This window comes from Amycolatopsis bullii (assembly GCF_014654205.1).
GTDB lineage: Bacteria > Actinomycetota > Actinomycetes > Mycobacteriales > Pseudonocardiaceae > Amycolatopsis > Amycolatopsis plumensis.
The window spans coordinates 95,706-108,907 of sequence record NZ_BNAW01000003.1; the positions used below are offsets into that span (position 1 = coordinate 95,706).

The window sequence follows — 13,202 nt, forward strand, 5'->3', positions numbered from 1 at the left end:
GGGAGTGCTTCGGAGCGTTGTGATGACCGGTCAGCGAACACGCACCATCGACCGGGGGGAACAGGCGGAGCTGAGCCGGCTGCTGGCAGCCGGACCGTTCGACGTGGCCCTGCGGGCGGCGATCCGGGCCCGCGGCCTCGGCCTCGAGCGGATCCGCTATCGCTTGCGCGGCAGGGGAACCACGGTCAGCCTGGCCACCCTCAGCCACTGGCAGTCGGGACGGTGCCGGCCCGAGCGGCCGGAATCGTTGGAAGCCCTGCGGAATCTCGAGGACATCCTGAACGTGCCGGACGGCTCGCTCAGCAAGCTCCTCGGGCCGCCGCGGGCGAGAGCGCGGTTCCACGCGCTCAATTGAGCGGCGGTTAGGCTCGCGCCATGCGAGCTGTCGTCATGGAGGAGTTCTGCGTCCCGCCCGTCGTGCGGGACGTGCCGGAGCCGGTGGCCGCGCCGGGGGGTGCGGTGATCGAGGTCGACGCCACCGGCGTCTGCCGCAGTGACTGGCACACCTGGCAGGGGCACGACGCCGCCGTCACGCTGCCGCACGTCGCCGGGCACGAGCTCGCCGGCCGGGTCGTCGCGCTCGGCGAAGGCGTCCGCGGCTGGGAGCTCGGCGCGCGCGTCACCGTGCCGTTCGTCTGCGCCTGCGGCTCGTGTGCCCAGTGCGCCCGCGGTGACCAGCAGATCTGCGACCGCGAGTTCCAGCCCGGCGCCACGCACTGGGGGTCGTTCGCCGAGCGCGTCGCCATCGAGCACGCGGAGACGAACCTGGTCGCGCTGCCAGACTCGCTCGGCGCCGCCGAAGCCGCGGCGCTGGGCTGCCGGTTCGGCACGGCGTTCCGCGCGGTCCTGCGGCAGGGACGCGTCAGCGCGGGCCAGTGGGTCTCGGTGTACGGCTGCGGCGGGGTCGGGATCTCCGCGGTGCTGCTGGCGGTCGCGGCGGGCGCGAAGGTCGTCGCCGTGGACGTCTCGACGGCGGCGCTGAAGCTGGCCGCGAAGTCGGGCGCGGCGCTCACCGTCGACTCCTCGACGTTCGACGGTCCCGAAGCCGTCGCCGCGCGCGTCCGCGAGCTGACCGGCGGGGGCACGCACGTCTCGCTCGACTGCCTCGGCTCGCCGTCGACCTGCGCGGCCTCGGTCGGCAGCCTCCGCAAGCGCGGCCGGCACGTCCAGGCCGGGCTGATGCCGCCCGCGCAGGGCATCGCGCCCATCCCGATGCACCGCGTGATCGGCGGCGAACTGGAACTGGTCGGCATCCACGGGCTCCAGGCCCACGAGTACCCGGAGCTGCTGCGCGTCGTCGAGACGGCGGGCATCGACCTCGCCGCGCTGATCGGCAGGCGCATCGGGCTCGACGACGTCCCGGCCGCGCTGGCCGCGATGAACGACCCCGTTCCGGCGCAGGCAGGCGTCACCGTCGTGACTTTCCGTGACTGATCGGCGTCGCGGCGGTCAAGAGACCCGTTCGTAGCTGATCCACGCTGGCTTGTGACATTCAGGTGTGGGAACGTCGACCTCATGGTGGCCCAAAGCGAGGGGACGCGGCCGCAGGGGCGCTCCGCTGGTCCATTGGGGCAGCTCCTGCGGCTGTTCGCCACCACGGGCGTCACGTTCCGCGGTCACCACGTGGTGCCCTCGCCGATCACCGAACGTGTGCGGCGGAAGTCTGCGGCACAATCGAAGTAATGGACGCCCTCCTGCCGCGCCCGCGCGCCGAACAGGCGCCCGGGGCGGTGCACCTGCCCGACTGGCTGGGCTTCGACGAACAGCGCGAGCTCGTCGCGGCCTGCCGCGGCTGGTCCGGCTACCGCCACACCCGGCTGCCCAACGGCGGCGTGATGTCGGTGAAGTCGGTCTGCCTCGGCTGGCACTGGTACCCGTACGGCTACTCGCGCACCACCGGCGAAGGGACACCGGTGCTGCCGTTCCCGGACTGGCTCGGCGACCTCGGCCGCCGTGCGCTGGCGGCCGCGTACGGCGAGGCCCGGCCTTACGAGCCGGACATCGCGCTGGTCAACTTCTACGACGCCACCGCGAAGATGGGGCTGCACCAGGACAAGGACGAGCGCAGCCTGGAGCCGGTGGTGTCGTTCAGCCTCGGTGACGCCTGCGTGTTCCGCTTCGGCAACACCGAGACCCGCGGCCGGCCGTACACCGACGTCGAACTCCGCTCCGGGGACGTCTTCGTGTTCGGCGGCCCGTCCCGCCTGGCCTACCACGGCGTGCCGAAGACCCTGCCGGGCACGGCGGACCCGGCGCTGGGCCTCGACGGGCGGCTGAACATCACGCTCCGGGTGTCCGGCTTCTAGTCCTCTGTGGACTCTTCCTCCGGCACCACGATGAACCGCACGGAGACCGCCCGCGAGCCTTCGGGGTGCTGCCCCGGCTCGGTGGCGTACTTCCACACCAGGTTCTGGTACTCCTCGACGAAGGACGTCACCTGCTCCTTCGTCAGGTGCAGACCGGCGCGGTGGATCTGGTTCCAGCCCGCGGAGCTGTCGTAGCCCGCGTAGGCCCGCGTGACCAGGCTGAGGTCGTGACTCATCTTGAGGGCGCCGAGCTTGAGCATCGCCTCGCGCTCGTCGGGCGCCAGGTCGAGGCCGGGCGGGGTGTAGATGTCCTTCGGCCGCGACTTCCACCAGCGCTCGCGGCCGTCGCCGCGGTCCACGAGCTCCTCGATCAGGTCCAGGTCGGCGAGCTTGCGGAGGTGGTAGCTGGTCGTCCCGGTGCTCTCGCCGAGCGCCTTCGCGACGCTCGTCGAGTTCGCTTCGCCGTGTTTGCCCAGGTAGCTGAGGATGTCCCGGCGCACGGGATTGGCCAGTGCCTTGGAGAAGGCCTTCAGGTCCGCGCCGGTCAGGACGCGCTTTTCGGGACGTTCGACCACGGCGTGAGCGTACTACAGAGATTGTTTGCAAAGAATCTCTGCAATCGCTACCGTGGATCGGAGATCGGGGGTTGCGATGAAGAAGCTGTTCTGGGCGGCGGGGTTGGGCCTGTTGCCGTGGATTGCGATACTGGGGACGACGCTGCCGGACGTCGTGGCGGCGCGGCACTGGCGGCTGGCGTGGACGGGTTTCGACGCGGCGGAGGCGGCCGGCCTGCTGCTCACCGCCTGGCTGCTGGGCCGTGGTGACGCGCGGACGCCGCTGGTCGCGACGGCCACGGCGACGCTGCTGCTGGCCGACGCCTGGTTCGACGTGGTGACGGCCGGCGACGACGTGGTGTTTTCGCTGCTCATGGCCGGTCTGGAGGTGCCGCTGGCGCTGGCGTGCCTGGCGGTCGCCGTGCCGCGCCCGGTGCCGGCGCGTGTCTGAGCTGGACGCGCGGCTGCGCGACCGGATCGACGACCAGGTCGCCGAGGCCCTGGACGCCTACCTCGCCGATCTCGCGGAGTCGCGGCCGCGACGGCCGCGGCGCGCGTGGCCCGTGGTGGTGACGGTGGCACTGGGGGTCGTCACCACCGGGCTGGACCCGCGCGTGGCCTGGGCGGCGTGGCTCGCGATCGCGGTCACCAACGTCACCTGGCTGCTGGTCTGCCGCGGCCGCTCGTGAGTGAGAAACAGTGTTCTAACCCTGTTTCTCACTCACGAGGCGGAACGGAAGCGGACGGTCTGGCCCGGGCGCAGCTGGGCCGCGAGGTCGAGGTCGTCCTCCTCGACGACCGCGATCACCGGGTACCCGCCCGTCGTCGGGTGGTCGGCGTGGAACAGGATCGGCCGGCCCGACGGCGGCACCTGCAGCGACCCCGGCACGCACGCCTCCGACGGCAGCTCGTCGTGGCGCGCGCGGGCCAGCGCCGGCCCGGTCAGCCGGATGCCGACGCGGTCCGAGTCCGGCGACACGGTGTACACAGTGGACAACAGGTCGTCCGGCGCGGTGAACCAGTCGCGACGCGGGCCCGGCGTCACGCGCAACACCGGTTCCGCCGGAAGAGCCGCCCGGGGGGCCAGGTCCACCACCGGGAACGCGGCCGGCGCGGGGCCGATCGGCAGCAGCATCCCGGCCGTCACCGGGGGCGGACCGAGCTTCCCGAGCGTGTCCGTCGCCCGGGAGCCCAGCACCGGCGGCACGTCGATCCCGCCGCGCACCGCGACGTAGCACCGCAGGCCCGACTCCGCCGTGCCCAACGCCAGTTCTTCGCCCGGCCACAGGGTGATCGGCCCATTGAGGCCGCCCTTCGAGAGCGGGCAACAGGCGCCGGTGACCGCCACCGTCGTCACGGCCGACGCACGCAGCACCAGCCCGCCGAGCGTGACCTCCAGGGCCGCGGCTCCGGCCGGGTTCCCGACGAGCCGGTTGGCCAGCCGGAACGACCCGCGGTCGGCCGCGCCGGAGCGGCCGACGCCGAGGGCCGCATGCCCCGGACGGCCGAGGTCCTGCACCGTCGTCGCGAACCCGGGCCGGACGACTTCGAGCTTCACGACCGCACCGCCGTGAACCGGACCCGGGTGCCCGGCGGCAGCAGGTTCGGCGGGTCGCGCTCGACGTCCCACACCGGCACACCCGTCCGGCCCAGCAACCGCCAGCCACCCGGCGACGCGCTCGGGTAGACCGCGCTGTACTCGCCGGCGATCGCCACCGAACCCGCCGGGATGCGGGTGCGCGGCGACGACCGCCGGGACACGTGCAGGGCGGGGTCCGAACCAGTCAGGTAGGCGAACCCCGGCGCGAAGCCGCAGAACGCCGAAACGTACGCCCCCGCGGTGTGCCGCGAAATCAGTGAAGCCACGCTCAGCCCCGCCTCCGCGGCGACGTCGGCCAGGTCTTCACCGTCGTACACCACCGGGATCACCACCTCGCCCGCCTCGGCGGCCACACTGTCCACAGGGGACACCTGACGTAGCAGGGCGCCCAGCCGTTGCGCGTTCGTCACCGAAGGGTCGAAGCGGACCAGCAGCGTCCGCGCCGCCGGGACCAGCTCCTCGACGCCGGCCAAGCCGAGGCGGGACACCGCCGTCTGGTACCCCAGCACGTCACCGGTTTCCACCAGGACCGCGCGCCGCCCGCACGGCAGCAGCCGGACGGTCATCCGGTGAACGCGCCGAGCTGGATGCCCGCCCCGGTCAGCGCCGCCTCGATCCGCCGGGCCAGCTCGACCGCCCCCGGCGTGTCCCCGTGTACGCACAGGGAATCCGGGCGCACGTCGAGCTTGGTGCCGTTCTCCGCCACGACGCCGCCGGTCGCCATGCCGACCGCACGCTCGGCGACCACGTCGGCGTCGTGCAGGACCGCACCCGGCCGGCCACGCGGCACGAGCTTGCCGTCTGAGGTGTAGGCCCGGTCCGCGAACGCCTCCGCGTACGCGACGACGCCGGCTTTCTCCGCCTCCCGTTGCATTTCCGAGTCCGGCAGGCAGAGCAGCGCCAGCGCGGGGTCGTAGCGGCGCAGACCCTCGACGATGGCGGCCGCCTGCTCGGTGTCGACCGCCGCCGTGTTGTACAACGCGCCGTGCGGCTTCACGTACGTCACGCGGCTGCCGGCCGCGCGGGCGAACGCGTCGAGCGCGCCGATCTGGTAGAGCACTTCGTCCGCCAGGTCGTCCGGTGCGATGGCGAGCGCGCGCCTGCCGAAGCCCGCCAGGTCGCGGTAGCCGACGTGCGCCCCGATCGCGACGTCGCGCTCGGCCGCCATCTCGCACACCCGCCGCATCACCGACGGGTCGCCGGCGTGGAAGCCGCACGCGACGTTCGCGCTGGTCACGATGTCGAGCATGGCTTCGTCGTCGCCCATCTTCCAGGCGCCGAAGCCCTCGCCGAGATCGCTGTTCAGATCCATTTCAGCCCACCCGGTATTCGCTGTCGTACCGATCGGTTATGAACATGTACCCCGGTGCGTGGGTGATCGCAAAGGGGGGCCGGGACGCCATCAGCGCCGCCTGCGGCGTGACCCCGCAGGCCCAGAACACCGGGACGTCGCCGGGTTCGGCGTCCACCGGATCGCCGAAGTCCGGCCGGGCCAGGTCTTCGATGCCCAGCGCGCCCGGGTCGCCGATGTGCACCGGGCCGCCGTGCACGGCGGGCATCGCGCGGGTGATCCGGATCGCGTCGGCGACGCGGTCCTCCGGGATCTGCCGCATCGACACCACCAGCGGGCCGAACAGCCGCCCGGCCGGTTCGCACGACCGGTTCGTCACGTACATCGCGACGTTGCGGCCCTGGTCGACGTGCCGCAGCGGGATGCCCTCGGCGGCCAGTGCCGTCTCGAACGTGAAGCTGCAGCCGAGGGAAAAGGCGACCATGTCGCTGCGCCACAGGCCGGTCGCGTCCGAGACCTCGCCGGCCAGGACGCCGTTCTGCCAGATCCGGTAGCGCGGCAGGTCGGTGCGCAGGTCCGCGCCCTCGGCGAGCCGGGTGGCCGGGTCGCCGGGGTCGGTGACGTCGAGCACCGGGCAGGCCTGCGGGTTGCGGGTGCAGAACAGCAGGACGTCGTAGGCCCAGTCCTCGGGCACGGCGATCAGGTTGGTCTGGGTGAAGCCGGTGGCCCAGCCGGTCGTGGGGTGGGCGGTGCCGGCGCGGAACGCCGCTCGCGCCTGCGCCGGTGTGTAGGTGGCCGGCTCGTCGAAGGTCGTCATTCCGCCCCTCAATCCTCGAGTTCCGCGCCGCGGGTTTCCGGTAGGCCGAGCAGCGCCAGCACCGCGATGCCGTACCCGATCGCGCCGAAGACGATCGCGCCACCCGCGCCGAGGTAGCCCACGATGGTCGGGAAGATCGCGCCGACCGCGCGGCCGAAGTTGTACGTGAAGCCCTGGCCGGTGCCGCGCAGCGCCGTCGGGTACAGCTCGGCGAGGAACGCGCCGAACCCGCTGAAGATCGCGGACATCGAGAAGCCGAGCGGGAAGCCGAGCACCAGGATCAGCCCGTTGGCCCCTTTGGGGATCTGCGTGTAGGCAACGATCAGCGCGGCCGAGAGGATCGCGAACGTCATGAACGTCTTTTTGCGGCCCAGCAGGTCGGTGAGGTAGCCGCCGCAGACGTAGCCGACGAACGCGCCGGTGATGAGGAAGGCCAGGTATCCGCCGGTCCCGATCACCGTCAGCTCGCGCGTCTTCTTCAGGTAGGCGGGCAGCCAGGTGTTGATCGCGTAGTACCCGCCCTGTACGCCGGTGGCCAGCAGCGACGCGAAAAACGTCGTGCGCAGCAGCTCGCCTTTGAAGATCTTGGCGAGTGAGCCCCTGGTGCGCTCGGTGGCCCGGCGCTCCTCCGCGCGCGGGGCGTCCTGCACGCTGCGGCGGACCCACAGCACGAGCAATGCGGGGATGACGCCGGTCCAGAACATGATCCGCCAAGCCACGTCGTCGCTCGCGAGGCTGAAGACGATCGTGTAGACGATGACCGAGAGGCCCCAGCCGACGGCCCACGCGCTCTGCACGAACGCCACGGTCCGGCCGCGGTACTTGGCCTGCGAATACTCGGCGACCAGGGCCGCGCCCGCCGCCCACTCGCCGCCGAAGCCGAGGCCCTGCAGCGCGCGGAAGACCAGCAGCGTCTCGAAGTTCGGCGCGAAGCCGCAGAGCACGGTGAAGATCGTGTACATCGCGATGGTGATCTGCAGCGTCCGGACGCGGCCGATGCGGTCGGCGAGGATGCCGGCGCCGACGCCGCCGATGGCCGACACGACCAGCGTCGTCGTGCTGAGCAACCCCGCCTCGCCGCTCGAGATGCCGAAGAACGCGGTGATCGCCGCCAGGCCGAGCGGCAGGGTCTGGTAGTCGAACGAGTCCAGGCCGTACCCGCCGAACGCGCCGAGGAAGGCGCGGCGCCCACGTTTTCCCAGCGTGCGGAACCAATCGAACGGTCGTGCCTCGGTAGCTGTGGCAGTCATGCGGCACCTCCTGGCCAGTGTTCCTCGTCGTGGCGTGCCTCACACGGTAAGGATTGTTCAACAATTCCACAAGGTGCTGAGTGGATCGTCCCCTGAGTGGCGGGTAGCCTGGACTTCGTGGTCACCCAACATCGCGACGTCCTGGGCCTCGAGGCCGATCGCGAACTGGTCACGCGCAAGAGCACGGCCGAGCGGGTCGCCGGCGTCCTCCGCAACCGCATCGCGGAGGGGTTCTTCAAGCCCGGTGTCCGGCTGTCGGAGCAGGACATCGGCAAGGCGCTCGGCGTTTCCCGCAACACCCTGCGCGAGGCGTTCCGGCTGCTCACGCACGAACGGCTGCTGACCCACGAGCTCAACCGCGGGGTCTCCGTCCGCATCCCGAGCGTCGAGGACGTCGTCGACATCTACCGGGTGCGCAAGATCATCGAGTGCGCCGCGGTGCGCGGGCTGAAGGCCAAGCCGGCGACCTTCGCGCGGATCAAGGAGAAGGTCGAGATCGGCGACGAGGCCGCGCGCACCGGCAACTGGAAGGACCTCGGCACCGCGAACGTCTGGTTCCACCAGGAGCTGGCCGCGCTGTCGGGCAGCGAGCGGGTGAACGAACTGGTCGGCAGGCTGACCGCCGAGCTGCGGCTGGTGTTCCACATCATGGCCGAGCCGCGGCGCTTCCACGAGCGCTACCTGCCGCGCAACCACGAAATCCTCGACCGCATCGAGGCCGGCGACGGGCCGGGTGCGGAGCAGTTGCTGCTGAAGTACCTCGACGACGCCGAAGAGCAGCTGGTCGCCGCGTACGCCGACCGGACCGAAGCGGCCCGCGCGGCCATCGCGGCGGAGTGACCGAAACGGCCCCCATGTCACATGGGGGCCGTTTGGGCAGGGTTCGCGTCCGGACGGCCCGAGCACGAGCCGGACGCGACCGCCGGTCGATAACCTCGGGGGCGGTTCCGCCGCCGGAGACCCCCAGCGGCAGGCGGGACCCCACGCTGCCGGGTCGCCGCTTCCCCAGGGCCGCGGCCCGGCAGCCCTTCGCTCAGCCGGCGTAGCGGGCGAAGATCCTCGTGAAGTCCCACGCCTGTTGGGAAACCCCCGAACAAGTGTCGTTGTTCGGGTACCCGCCGGGGCACGGGCGGTCGCGGTTCGCCGACCAGAACGTCAGCCGGGCCAGGTGGTGGGAGTTGGCGTAGCCCAGGATGGTCGTGAAGTCGTCGAGCGTGACCGTCTCGCTGTTGTCGGTGATGCCGTTCATCGACGAGATGCCCATGTGCCGGTAGGCGGTGTCGTCGTCGTAGCCGTACGCGCTCTTGACGACGTTCTTCAGGCCTTCGGCCGCCCGCTGCGTCAGCGTGCCCATGTTCTGGCCCGCGCCGCCGAAGTCGAACGGCATGATCACCCAGCCGTCGACCGTGAGGCCGGACTGGGCCGCGCGGTTGACCAGGCTGTTGTCCGGCCCGGACTGGCCGGTGCCGAAGGTGACGTAGATCTTGATGCCCGGGTTGTTCGCCCGGACCGTCTTCAGCGCGTCGACCGTCCGCTGCTGCACGGTCGGGTTGCTGTAGGCGTCGGCCTCGATGTCGATGTCGATCGCCTTGAGACCGTAGGCGTTGATCACCTTCTGGTAGCCCGCCGCCAGCTCACCGGCGCTGCCGCACGACGACTCCAGCTTGTTGCCGGAGTAGCCGCCGAACGACGGGATGACGTCGCCGCCGTTCGCCCGGATCGTGGTGATCGTGCTCTGGTCGACCCCGCCGGTGAGCGCCCGGCCGCCGTCCCACTGCGGGTTGCAGTAGCCGTTGGACAGGATGAACGCCAGCGTGAACCACTTGACGCCGGTAGCGCTCATGATCGTCGCCGGGTTCGGCGGGTCGCCCCAGCCGTTGTAGAGGTAGGGGGCGACGGCCATCGCGCCCGGCCCGGGCGGTGGGGTGGTGCCGCCGCCGGGCAGCGTCCACTGCTGGTTGGCCGTGCTCGCGCAGGTCCAGATCTGCAGCCGGGTGCCGTTGGCGCTGGAGTTGCCGGTGGCGTCGAGGCACTTGCCGGACCCGGTGTTGACCAGGTTCTTCGCCGTGTTGGCCGTCCACTTCTGGGCGCCCGAGCCGTTGCAGTCCCAGAGCTGGACCGTCGTGCCGTTCGCCGTGCCCGCGCTCGTGACGTCGAGGCACTTGCCCAGCGCCTGCAGGGATCCGTCGCTGCCGACCGTCCACTGTTGAGCGTTCGTGCCGTTGCAGTCGTAGAGCTGGATCGCCGTGCCGTTCGCGGTGCTCGCCGCGTTGACGTCGACGCACTTGCCGCCGAGGCCGGTGATGGGCCCGGTCGCCGCCTGCGCGACGCCCGGCGCGAGCACCAGCGCCGAGGCGGCTGCTACGAGAGCACCGAATGCTGCGAGTTTCTTCATGCGGGTACGTTCCACTTCTGGTTGGCGGCGCCGGTGCAGGTCCAGATCTGCAGCCGGGTGCCGTTGGCGCTGGAGTTGCCGGTCGCGTCGACGCACTTGTTCGAGCCCGCGCCGACGATGTCCTTGGCCGCGGTGGCCGCCCACTTCTGGTTGGCCGTGCCGCCGCAGTCCCAGAGCTGCAGCTGCGCACCGTCCGCCGTGGACTGCCCGGTGACGTCGAGGCACTTGCCGAGCGCGCGGATGGTGCCGTCCGTGCCGACGGTCCACTGCTGGGCGCCCGAGCCGTTGCAGTCGTAGAGCTGGACAGCGGTGCCGTTGGCGCTGTTCGCGCCCGCGACGTCGATGCACTTGCCGCCCAGGCCGGTGATCGGGCCGGTCTTGCCGGTGCCACCGCCGGTGCCCTGGGTGCCGCTCCAGGTGAACGTCGCCGACGTGCGGCCGGGCAGGCTGTAGGTGAACGAGGAGCTGCCCCAGTTCACCCGGACGCTCTGGGCGCCGGTGCCGGAGTTGTAGGCGATCAGCGCCTTCGAGCCGTCCGGGTTCTTCCAGGCGACGTTGCGGACGGCCGAGCTGTCGTTCGAGTCGATCCGGTACGCGCCGGGCTTCACGAACTTCGTCAGGTGGCCCATCGTGTAGTACTCGACGGTGTAGTCGACCTGCCCGCTGCGCGAGTCTCCGTTGTGGACGGTGATCAAGCCGGTGCAGGTGCCGCAGCCGCCGTTGTGCGGGCCCATGTTCTGGTCGACGCCGAGGCTCCACTTGACGAAGCTCTTCGACCAGTTCCGGGTGTAGTCGACGATGTTGTTCATGTCTTCGGCCTGCTGGTTCGAGATCCAGGTGCCGCCGGAGTGCTCGGTCGAGTAGGCGTTGACGTTCGGGTACTGGTTGTGCGTGGTCGTCTGCTGGGCGATGTCCCCGCCGTAGCCGTGCCACGCGACACCACCGAAGTTCGGGTGGTTGCGGATGGCCGCGTCGTCCAAGGTGGGCGCGCCGTACGACGCGTAGGTGTCCCAGTTCCAGTCCAGCGCGAGAACCTTTGTGGACAGACCGGCGTTCTGGAGCGCGGGCAGCAGGTTGTTCTTCGCGAAGTACGCCAGGCCGGCGCCGTTCCAGTTGGTCGACGGGTAGCTCGCGCAGCACGTCGGCTCGTTCTGCATCGAGACGTAGTCGATCGGGACACCCGCGTCCCGGTAGGCCTGGAGGTACTTGACGAAGTACTGCGCGTAGGCCGGGTAGTACTGCGATTCCACCCAGCCGAGCAGGTAGCTGTCGTTGTCCTTCATCCACGGCGGCGCGCTCCACGGCGACGCCATCACCTTGGCCTGCGGGTTGAGCTGCTTGGCCTGCTTGGTCAGCGGCAGCACGTCGGCCTGGTCGTGGGCGATCGAGAAGTGCGTCAGGTTCGGGTCGGTCTGGCCGGCCGGCATGTCGTCGAACGTGTAGCTGTAGCGGGCCAGGTCGGACGCGCCGAGCGGGTTGCGGATGAAGCTCAGCCCGATGCCGCTGTTCGGGTCGAACAGCTTGCGCATGGTGTCGTCGCGGGTGGCCTGGGACAGCGCGCCGCTGGAGTTCATCAGCCAGGCCGCGGTGTCCGTGAACGACGCTCCACCGCCTTCGAACTGCTGGTACGTCGTGTTTTCGTTGACGTTGATGGTCACTCCGCCGCTGCCGGTGCCGGCGGCGAACGTCACCGGCGCCTGCTGCTGGAGGCCCCGGGTGACCTGGCGGCCGCCGGCGTCGCTGGTCGTCGTGAGCCAGACGTTCACGGTTTCGCCCGCGGCCTGCGCGGGCGCGGCGAGGGTGGCCGCGGCGACGGCGGTCACCCCGAGCATCGCCAGGAGAGAGCGTTTTCTCATGGGAGCGTCCACTTCTGGTTGGCGCCGGTACCGCAGGTCCAGATCTGGAGCCGGGTGCCGTTGGCGCTGGAGTTGCCGGTGGCGTCGAGGCACTTGCCGGAGCCGGTGTTCACGAGGTTCTGCGATCCGTTCGCCGTCCACTTCTGGGCGTTGGAGCCGTTGCAGTCCCAGAGTTGCGTCGGTGTGCCGTTCGCGGTGCCCGCGCTCGTGACGTCGAGGCACTTGCCGAGGGCTTTGACGGTGCCGTCGCTGCCGACCGTCCACTGTTGAGCGGTGGTGCCGTTGCAGTCGTAGAGCTGGACGGCGGTGCCGTTGGCGTTGTTCGCGCCGGCGACGTCGACGCACTTGCCGCCGATCCCGGTGATCGCGCCGGCGTTCTGCGTGGGCGGCGTCGTGGTGCCACCGGCGAACTGGGTGGCGACCTGCTCGCCGAGGCTGACCGCGTTGGCGTGGTTCTCGATCGGGTTGACGTGCGTGTTCGGGAACACGATGTACGTCACCGGGCCTTCGGTGCCGCCGTTCTTCGGGTCCGGGTTGATGCCGAGGCTGACGGCGGTGGCGTAGGACGCCTCACCGATGATGCTCGTCGGGCCGGTGTCGCCGACCACGGCGTAGGTGACCTGGTTGTTGTAGATCACCGCCACCACCGAACCACCGTCGATGCCGTAGGTGCGGTAGTCCCAAGTGGACGTCGGCTGGGGGAGGACGATGTACGGGAGCTGGGCCGCGTTGAGCGGCTGGTCGGTCGAGGTGTGGAACGCGGTGTCGGGGTAGAAGCAGCAGTCGGTGTTCTCGTTGCACTGCGTGGTGCGGACGCCGTCGCAGTCGATGTCCATGTCGGCCGTGAAGAACACCGCGCCGTTCGCCTGGCACACGGGCACGGTGGCCGCGCCGCCTTCGTCGAAGGAATACTTCCCGTTCGAGATCTGTTGACAGGACTGGGTTTTGGCGAGCAGCTGGCTCGCGGACGGACCGGCTTCGACGGCCGCCTGGGCGGAGCCGGTCGTCAGGAAGGAAAGCGCTAACAGGGCACACCCCATTAGCGCGACGAGAATTCGCCGCACTTCGGTTCTCCTTATGGGGTCGTGGGTGCGTAACAGTGTTAGAACACTGTTACGCACTCACGAGGGGTG

General features: G+C 70.6%; 15 protein-coding genes. 6 read left to right on the forward strand and 9 right to left on the reverse strand.

The features are described 5' to 3' along the window. The first annotated feature begins 22 nt into the window (after positions 1-22). From IE317_RS05250 to IE317_RS05260, 3 genes are all read left to right on the forward strand, one after another. Positions 23-355, forward strand: coding sequence for a transcriptional regulator (locus IE317_RS05250; RefSeq protein WP_191306899.1), 333 nt, complete (start codon positions 23-25; stop codon positions 353-355). 20 nt (positions 356-375) lie between these two features. Further along, positions 376-1,434 carry a zinc-binding dehydrogenase gene (locus IE317_RS05255; protein WP_191306900.1) on the forward strand — a complete coding sequence of 353 codons (1,059 nt, stop codon included), beginning with the start codon at positions 376-378 and terminating at the stop codon, positions 1,432-1,434. A 248-nt stretch (positions 1,435-1,682) separates the two neighbouring features. Continuing rightward, entirely contained in the window at positions 1,683-2,306 is a 624-nt protein-coding gene (locus IE317_RS05260; protein ID WP_191306901.1) for an alpha-ketoglutarate-dependent dioxygenase AlkB family protein, read from the forward strand. On the opposite strand, the gene IE317_RS05265 is transcribed toward IE317_RS05260, so the two are convergent. Continuing rightward, the gene (locus IE317_RS05265; RefSeq protein ID WP_191306902.1) at positions 2,303-2,881 is read right to left on the reverse strand and encodes an ArsR/SmtB family transcription factor; all 579 of its coding nucleotides are present in this window, start codon (positions 2,879-2,881) and stop codon (positions 2,303-2,305) included. The two genes, IE317_RS05260 and IE317_RS05265, sit on opposite strands and share 4 nt — an antisense overlap. Positions 2,882-2,957: 76 nt before the next feature. Between IE317_RS05265 and IE317_RS05270 the strand changes: the two genes are divergently transcribed. Both IE317_RS05270 and IE317_RS05275 read left to right on the forward strand, forming a co-directional pair. Beyond that, a complete protein-coding gene (locus IE317_RS05270; RefSeq protein ID WP_191306903.1) occupies positions 2,958-3,311 on the forward strand; it encodes a hypothetical protein in 354 nt (117 codons plus the stop codon). Further along, positions 3,304-3,549: a hypothetical protein gene (locus tag IE317_RS05275; RefSeq protein ID WP_191306904.1), complete on the forward strand. Its 246-nt coding sequence runs from the start codon at positions 3,304-3,306 to the stop codon at positions 3,547-3,549. The genes IE317_RS05270 and IE317_RS05275 overlap by 8 nt, the downstream gene beginning before the upstream one ends. A gap of 32 nt (positions 3,550-3,581) precedes the next feature. Here the strand turns inward: IE317_RS05275 and IE317_RS05280 are convergent, their stop codons facing one another. From IE317_RS05280 to IE317_RS05300, 5 genes are read right to left on the reverse strand one after another with little or no spacing between them, the layout of a single operon-like run. Next, complete coding sequence (locus IE317_RS05280) at positions 3,582-4,418, reverse strand: biotin-dependent carboxyltransferase family protein (RefSeq protein ID WP_191306905.1); 837 nt, start codon at positions 4,416-4,418, stop codon at positions 3,582-3,584. Beyond that, entirely contained in the window at positions 4,415-5,026 is a 612-nt protein-coding gene (locus tag IE317_RS05285; RefSeq protein ID WP_191306906.1) for a 5-oxoprolinase subunit B family protein, read from the reverse strand. Before IE317_RS05285 ends, IE317_RS05280 begins: the two co-directional genes overlap by 4 nt. Continuing rightward, positions 5,023-5,772: a LamB/YcsF family protein gene (locus IE317_RS05290; protein ID WP_191306907.1), complete on the reverse strand. Its 750-nt coding sequence runs from the start codon at positions 5,770-5,772 to the stop codon at positions 5,023-5,025. The genes IE317_RS05285 and IE317_RS05290 overlap by 4 nt, the downstream gene beginning before the upstream one ends. 1 nt (position 5,773) lies before the next feature. Beyond that, positions 5,774-6,568 carry a putative hydro-lyase gene (locus IE317_RS05295; RefSeq protein WP_191306908.1) on the reverse strand — a complete coding sequence of 265 codons (795 nt, stop codon included), beginning with the start codon at positions 6,566-6,568 and terminating at the stop codon, positions 5,774-5,776. 8 nt (positions 6,569-6,576) lie between these two features. Continuing rightward, a complete protein-coding gene (locus IE317_RS05300; RefSeq protein ID WP_191306909.1) occupies positions 6,577-7,818 on the reverse strand; it encodes an MFS transporter in 1,242 nt (413 codons plus the stop codon). 117 nt (positions 7,819-7,935) lie between these two features. On the opposite strand from IE317_RS05300, the gene IE317_RS05305 reads away from it, so the two are divergent. After that, positions 7,936-8,658, forward strand: coding sequence for a GntR family transcriptional regulator (locus IE317_RS05305; protein WP_229902483.1), 723 nt, complete (start codon positions 7,936-7,938; stop codon positions 8,656-8,658). A gap of 193 nt (positions 8,659-8,851) precedes the next feature. Here IE317_RS05305 and IE317_RS05310 read toward each other — a convergent pair whose 3' ends face one another. The 3 genes from IE317_RS05310 to IE317_RS05320 are packed head-to-tail and all read right to left on the reverse strand — an operon-like array spanning position 8,852 to position 13,133. Then, positions 8,852-10,213 carry a chitinase gene (locus tag IE317_RS05310; RefSeq protein WP_191306910.1) on the reverse strand — a complete coding sequence of 454 codons (1,362 nt, stop codon included), beginning with the start codon at positions 10,211-10,213 and terminating at the stop codon, positions 8,852-8,854. Continuing rightward, entirely contained in the window at positions 10,210-12,069 is a 1,860-nt protein-coding gene (locus IE317_RS05315) for a ricin-type beta-trefoil lectin domain protein (protein WP_229902484.1), read from the reverse strand. Before IE317_RS05315 ends, IE317_RS05310 begins: the two co-directional genes overlap by 4 nt. Next, positions 12,066-13,133, reverse strand: a complete 1,068-nt coding sequence (locus tag IE317_RS05320) for a glycoside hydrolase family 75 protein (protein ID WP_229902485.1) — start codon at positions 13,131-13,133, stop codon at positions 12,066-12,068. The genes IE317_RS05315 and IE317_RS05320 overlap by 4 nt, the downstream gene beginning before the upstream one ends. Positions 13,134-13,202 lie beyond the last annotated feature (69 nt).

What these genes read in the sequence shown, in the direction of transcription:
- IE317_RS05250 (WP_191306899.1), top strand. Translation starts at nt 23, where the DNA reads ATGACCGGTCAGCGAACACGCACCATCGACCGGGGGGAACAGGCGGAG.
- IE317_RS05255 (WP_191306900.1), top strand. Translation starts at nt 376, where the DNA reads ATGCGAGCTGTCGTCATGGAGGAGTTCTGCGTCCCGCCCGTCGTGCGG.
- IE317_RS05260 (WP_191306901.1), top strand. Translation starts at nt 1,683, where the DNA reads ATGGACGCCCTCCTGCCGCGCCCGCGCGCCGAACAGGCGCCCGGGGCG.
- IE317_RS05270 (WP_191306903.1), top strand. Translation starts at nt 2,958, where the DNA reads ATGAAGAAGCTGTTCTGGGCGGCGGGGTTGGGCCTGTTGCCGTGGATT.
- IE317_RS05285 (WP_191306906.1), bottom strand. Translation starts at nt 5,026, where the DNA reads ATGACCGTCCGGCTGCTGCCGTGCGGGCGGCGCGCGGTCCTGGTGGAA.
- IE317_RS05290 (WP_191306907.1), bottom strand. Translation starts at nt 5,772, where the DNA reads ATGGATCTGAACAGCGATCTCGGCGAGGGCTTCGGCGCCTGGAAGATG.
- IE317_RS05295 (WP_191306908.1), bottom strand. Translation starts at nt 6,568, where the DNA reads ATGACGACCTTCGACGAGCCGGCCACCTACACACCGGCGCAGGCGCGA.
- IE317_RS05300 (WP_191306909.1), bottom strand. Translation starts at nt 7,818, where the DNA reads ATGACTGCCACAGCTACCGAGGCACGACCGTTCGATTGGTTCCGCACG.
- IE317_RS05310 (WP_191306910.1), bottom strand. Translation starts at nt 10,213, where the DNA reads ATGAAGAAACTCGCAGCATTCGGTGCTCTCGTAGCAGCCGCCTCGGCG.
- IE317_RS05315 (WP_229902484.1), bottom strand. Translation starts at nt 12,069, where the DNA reads ATGAGAAAACGCTCTCTCCTGGCGATGCTCGGGGTGACCGCCGTCGCC.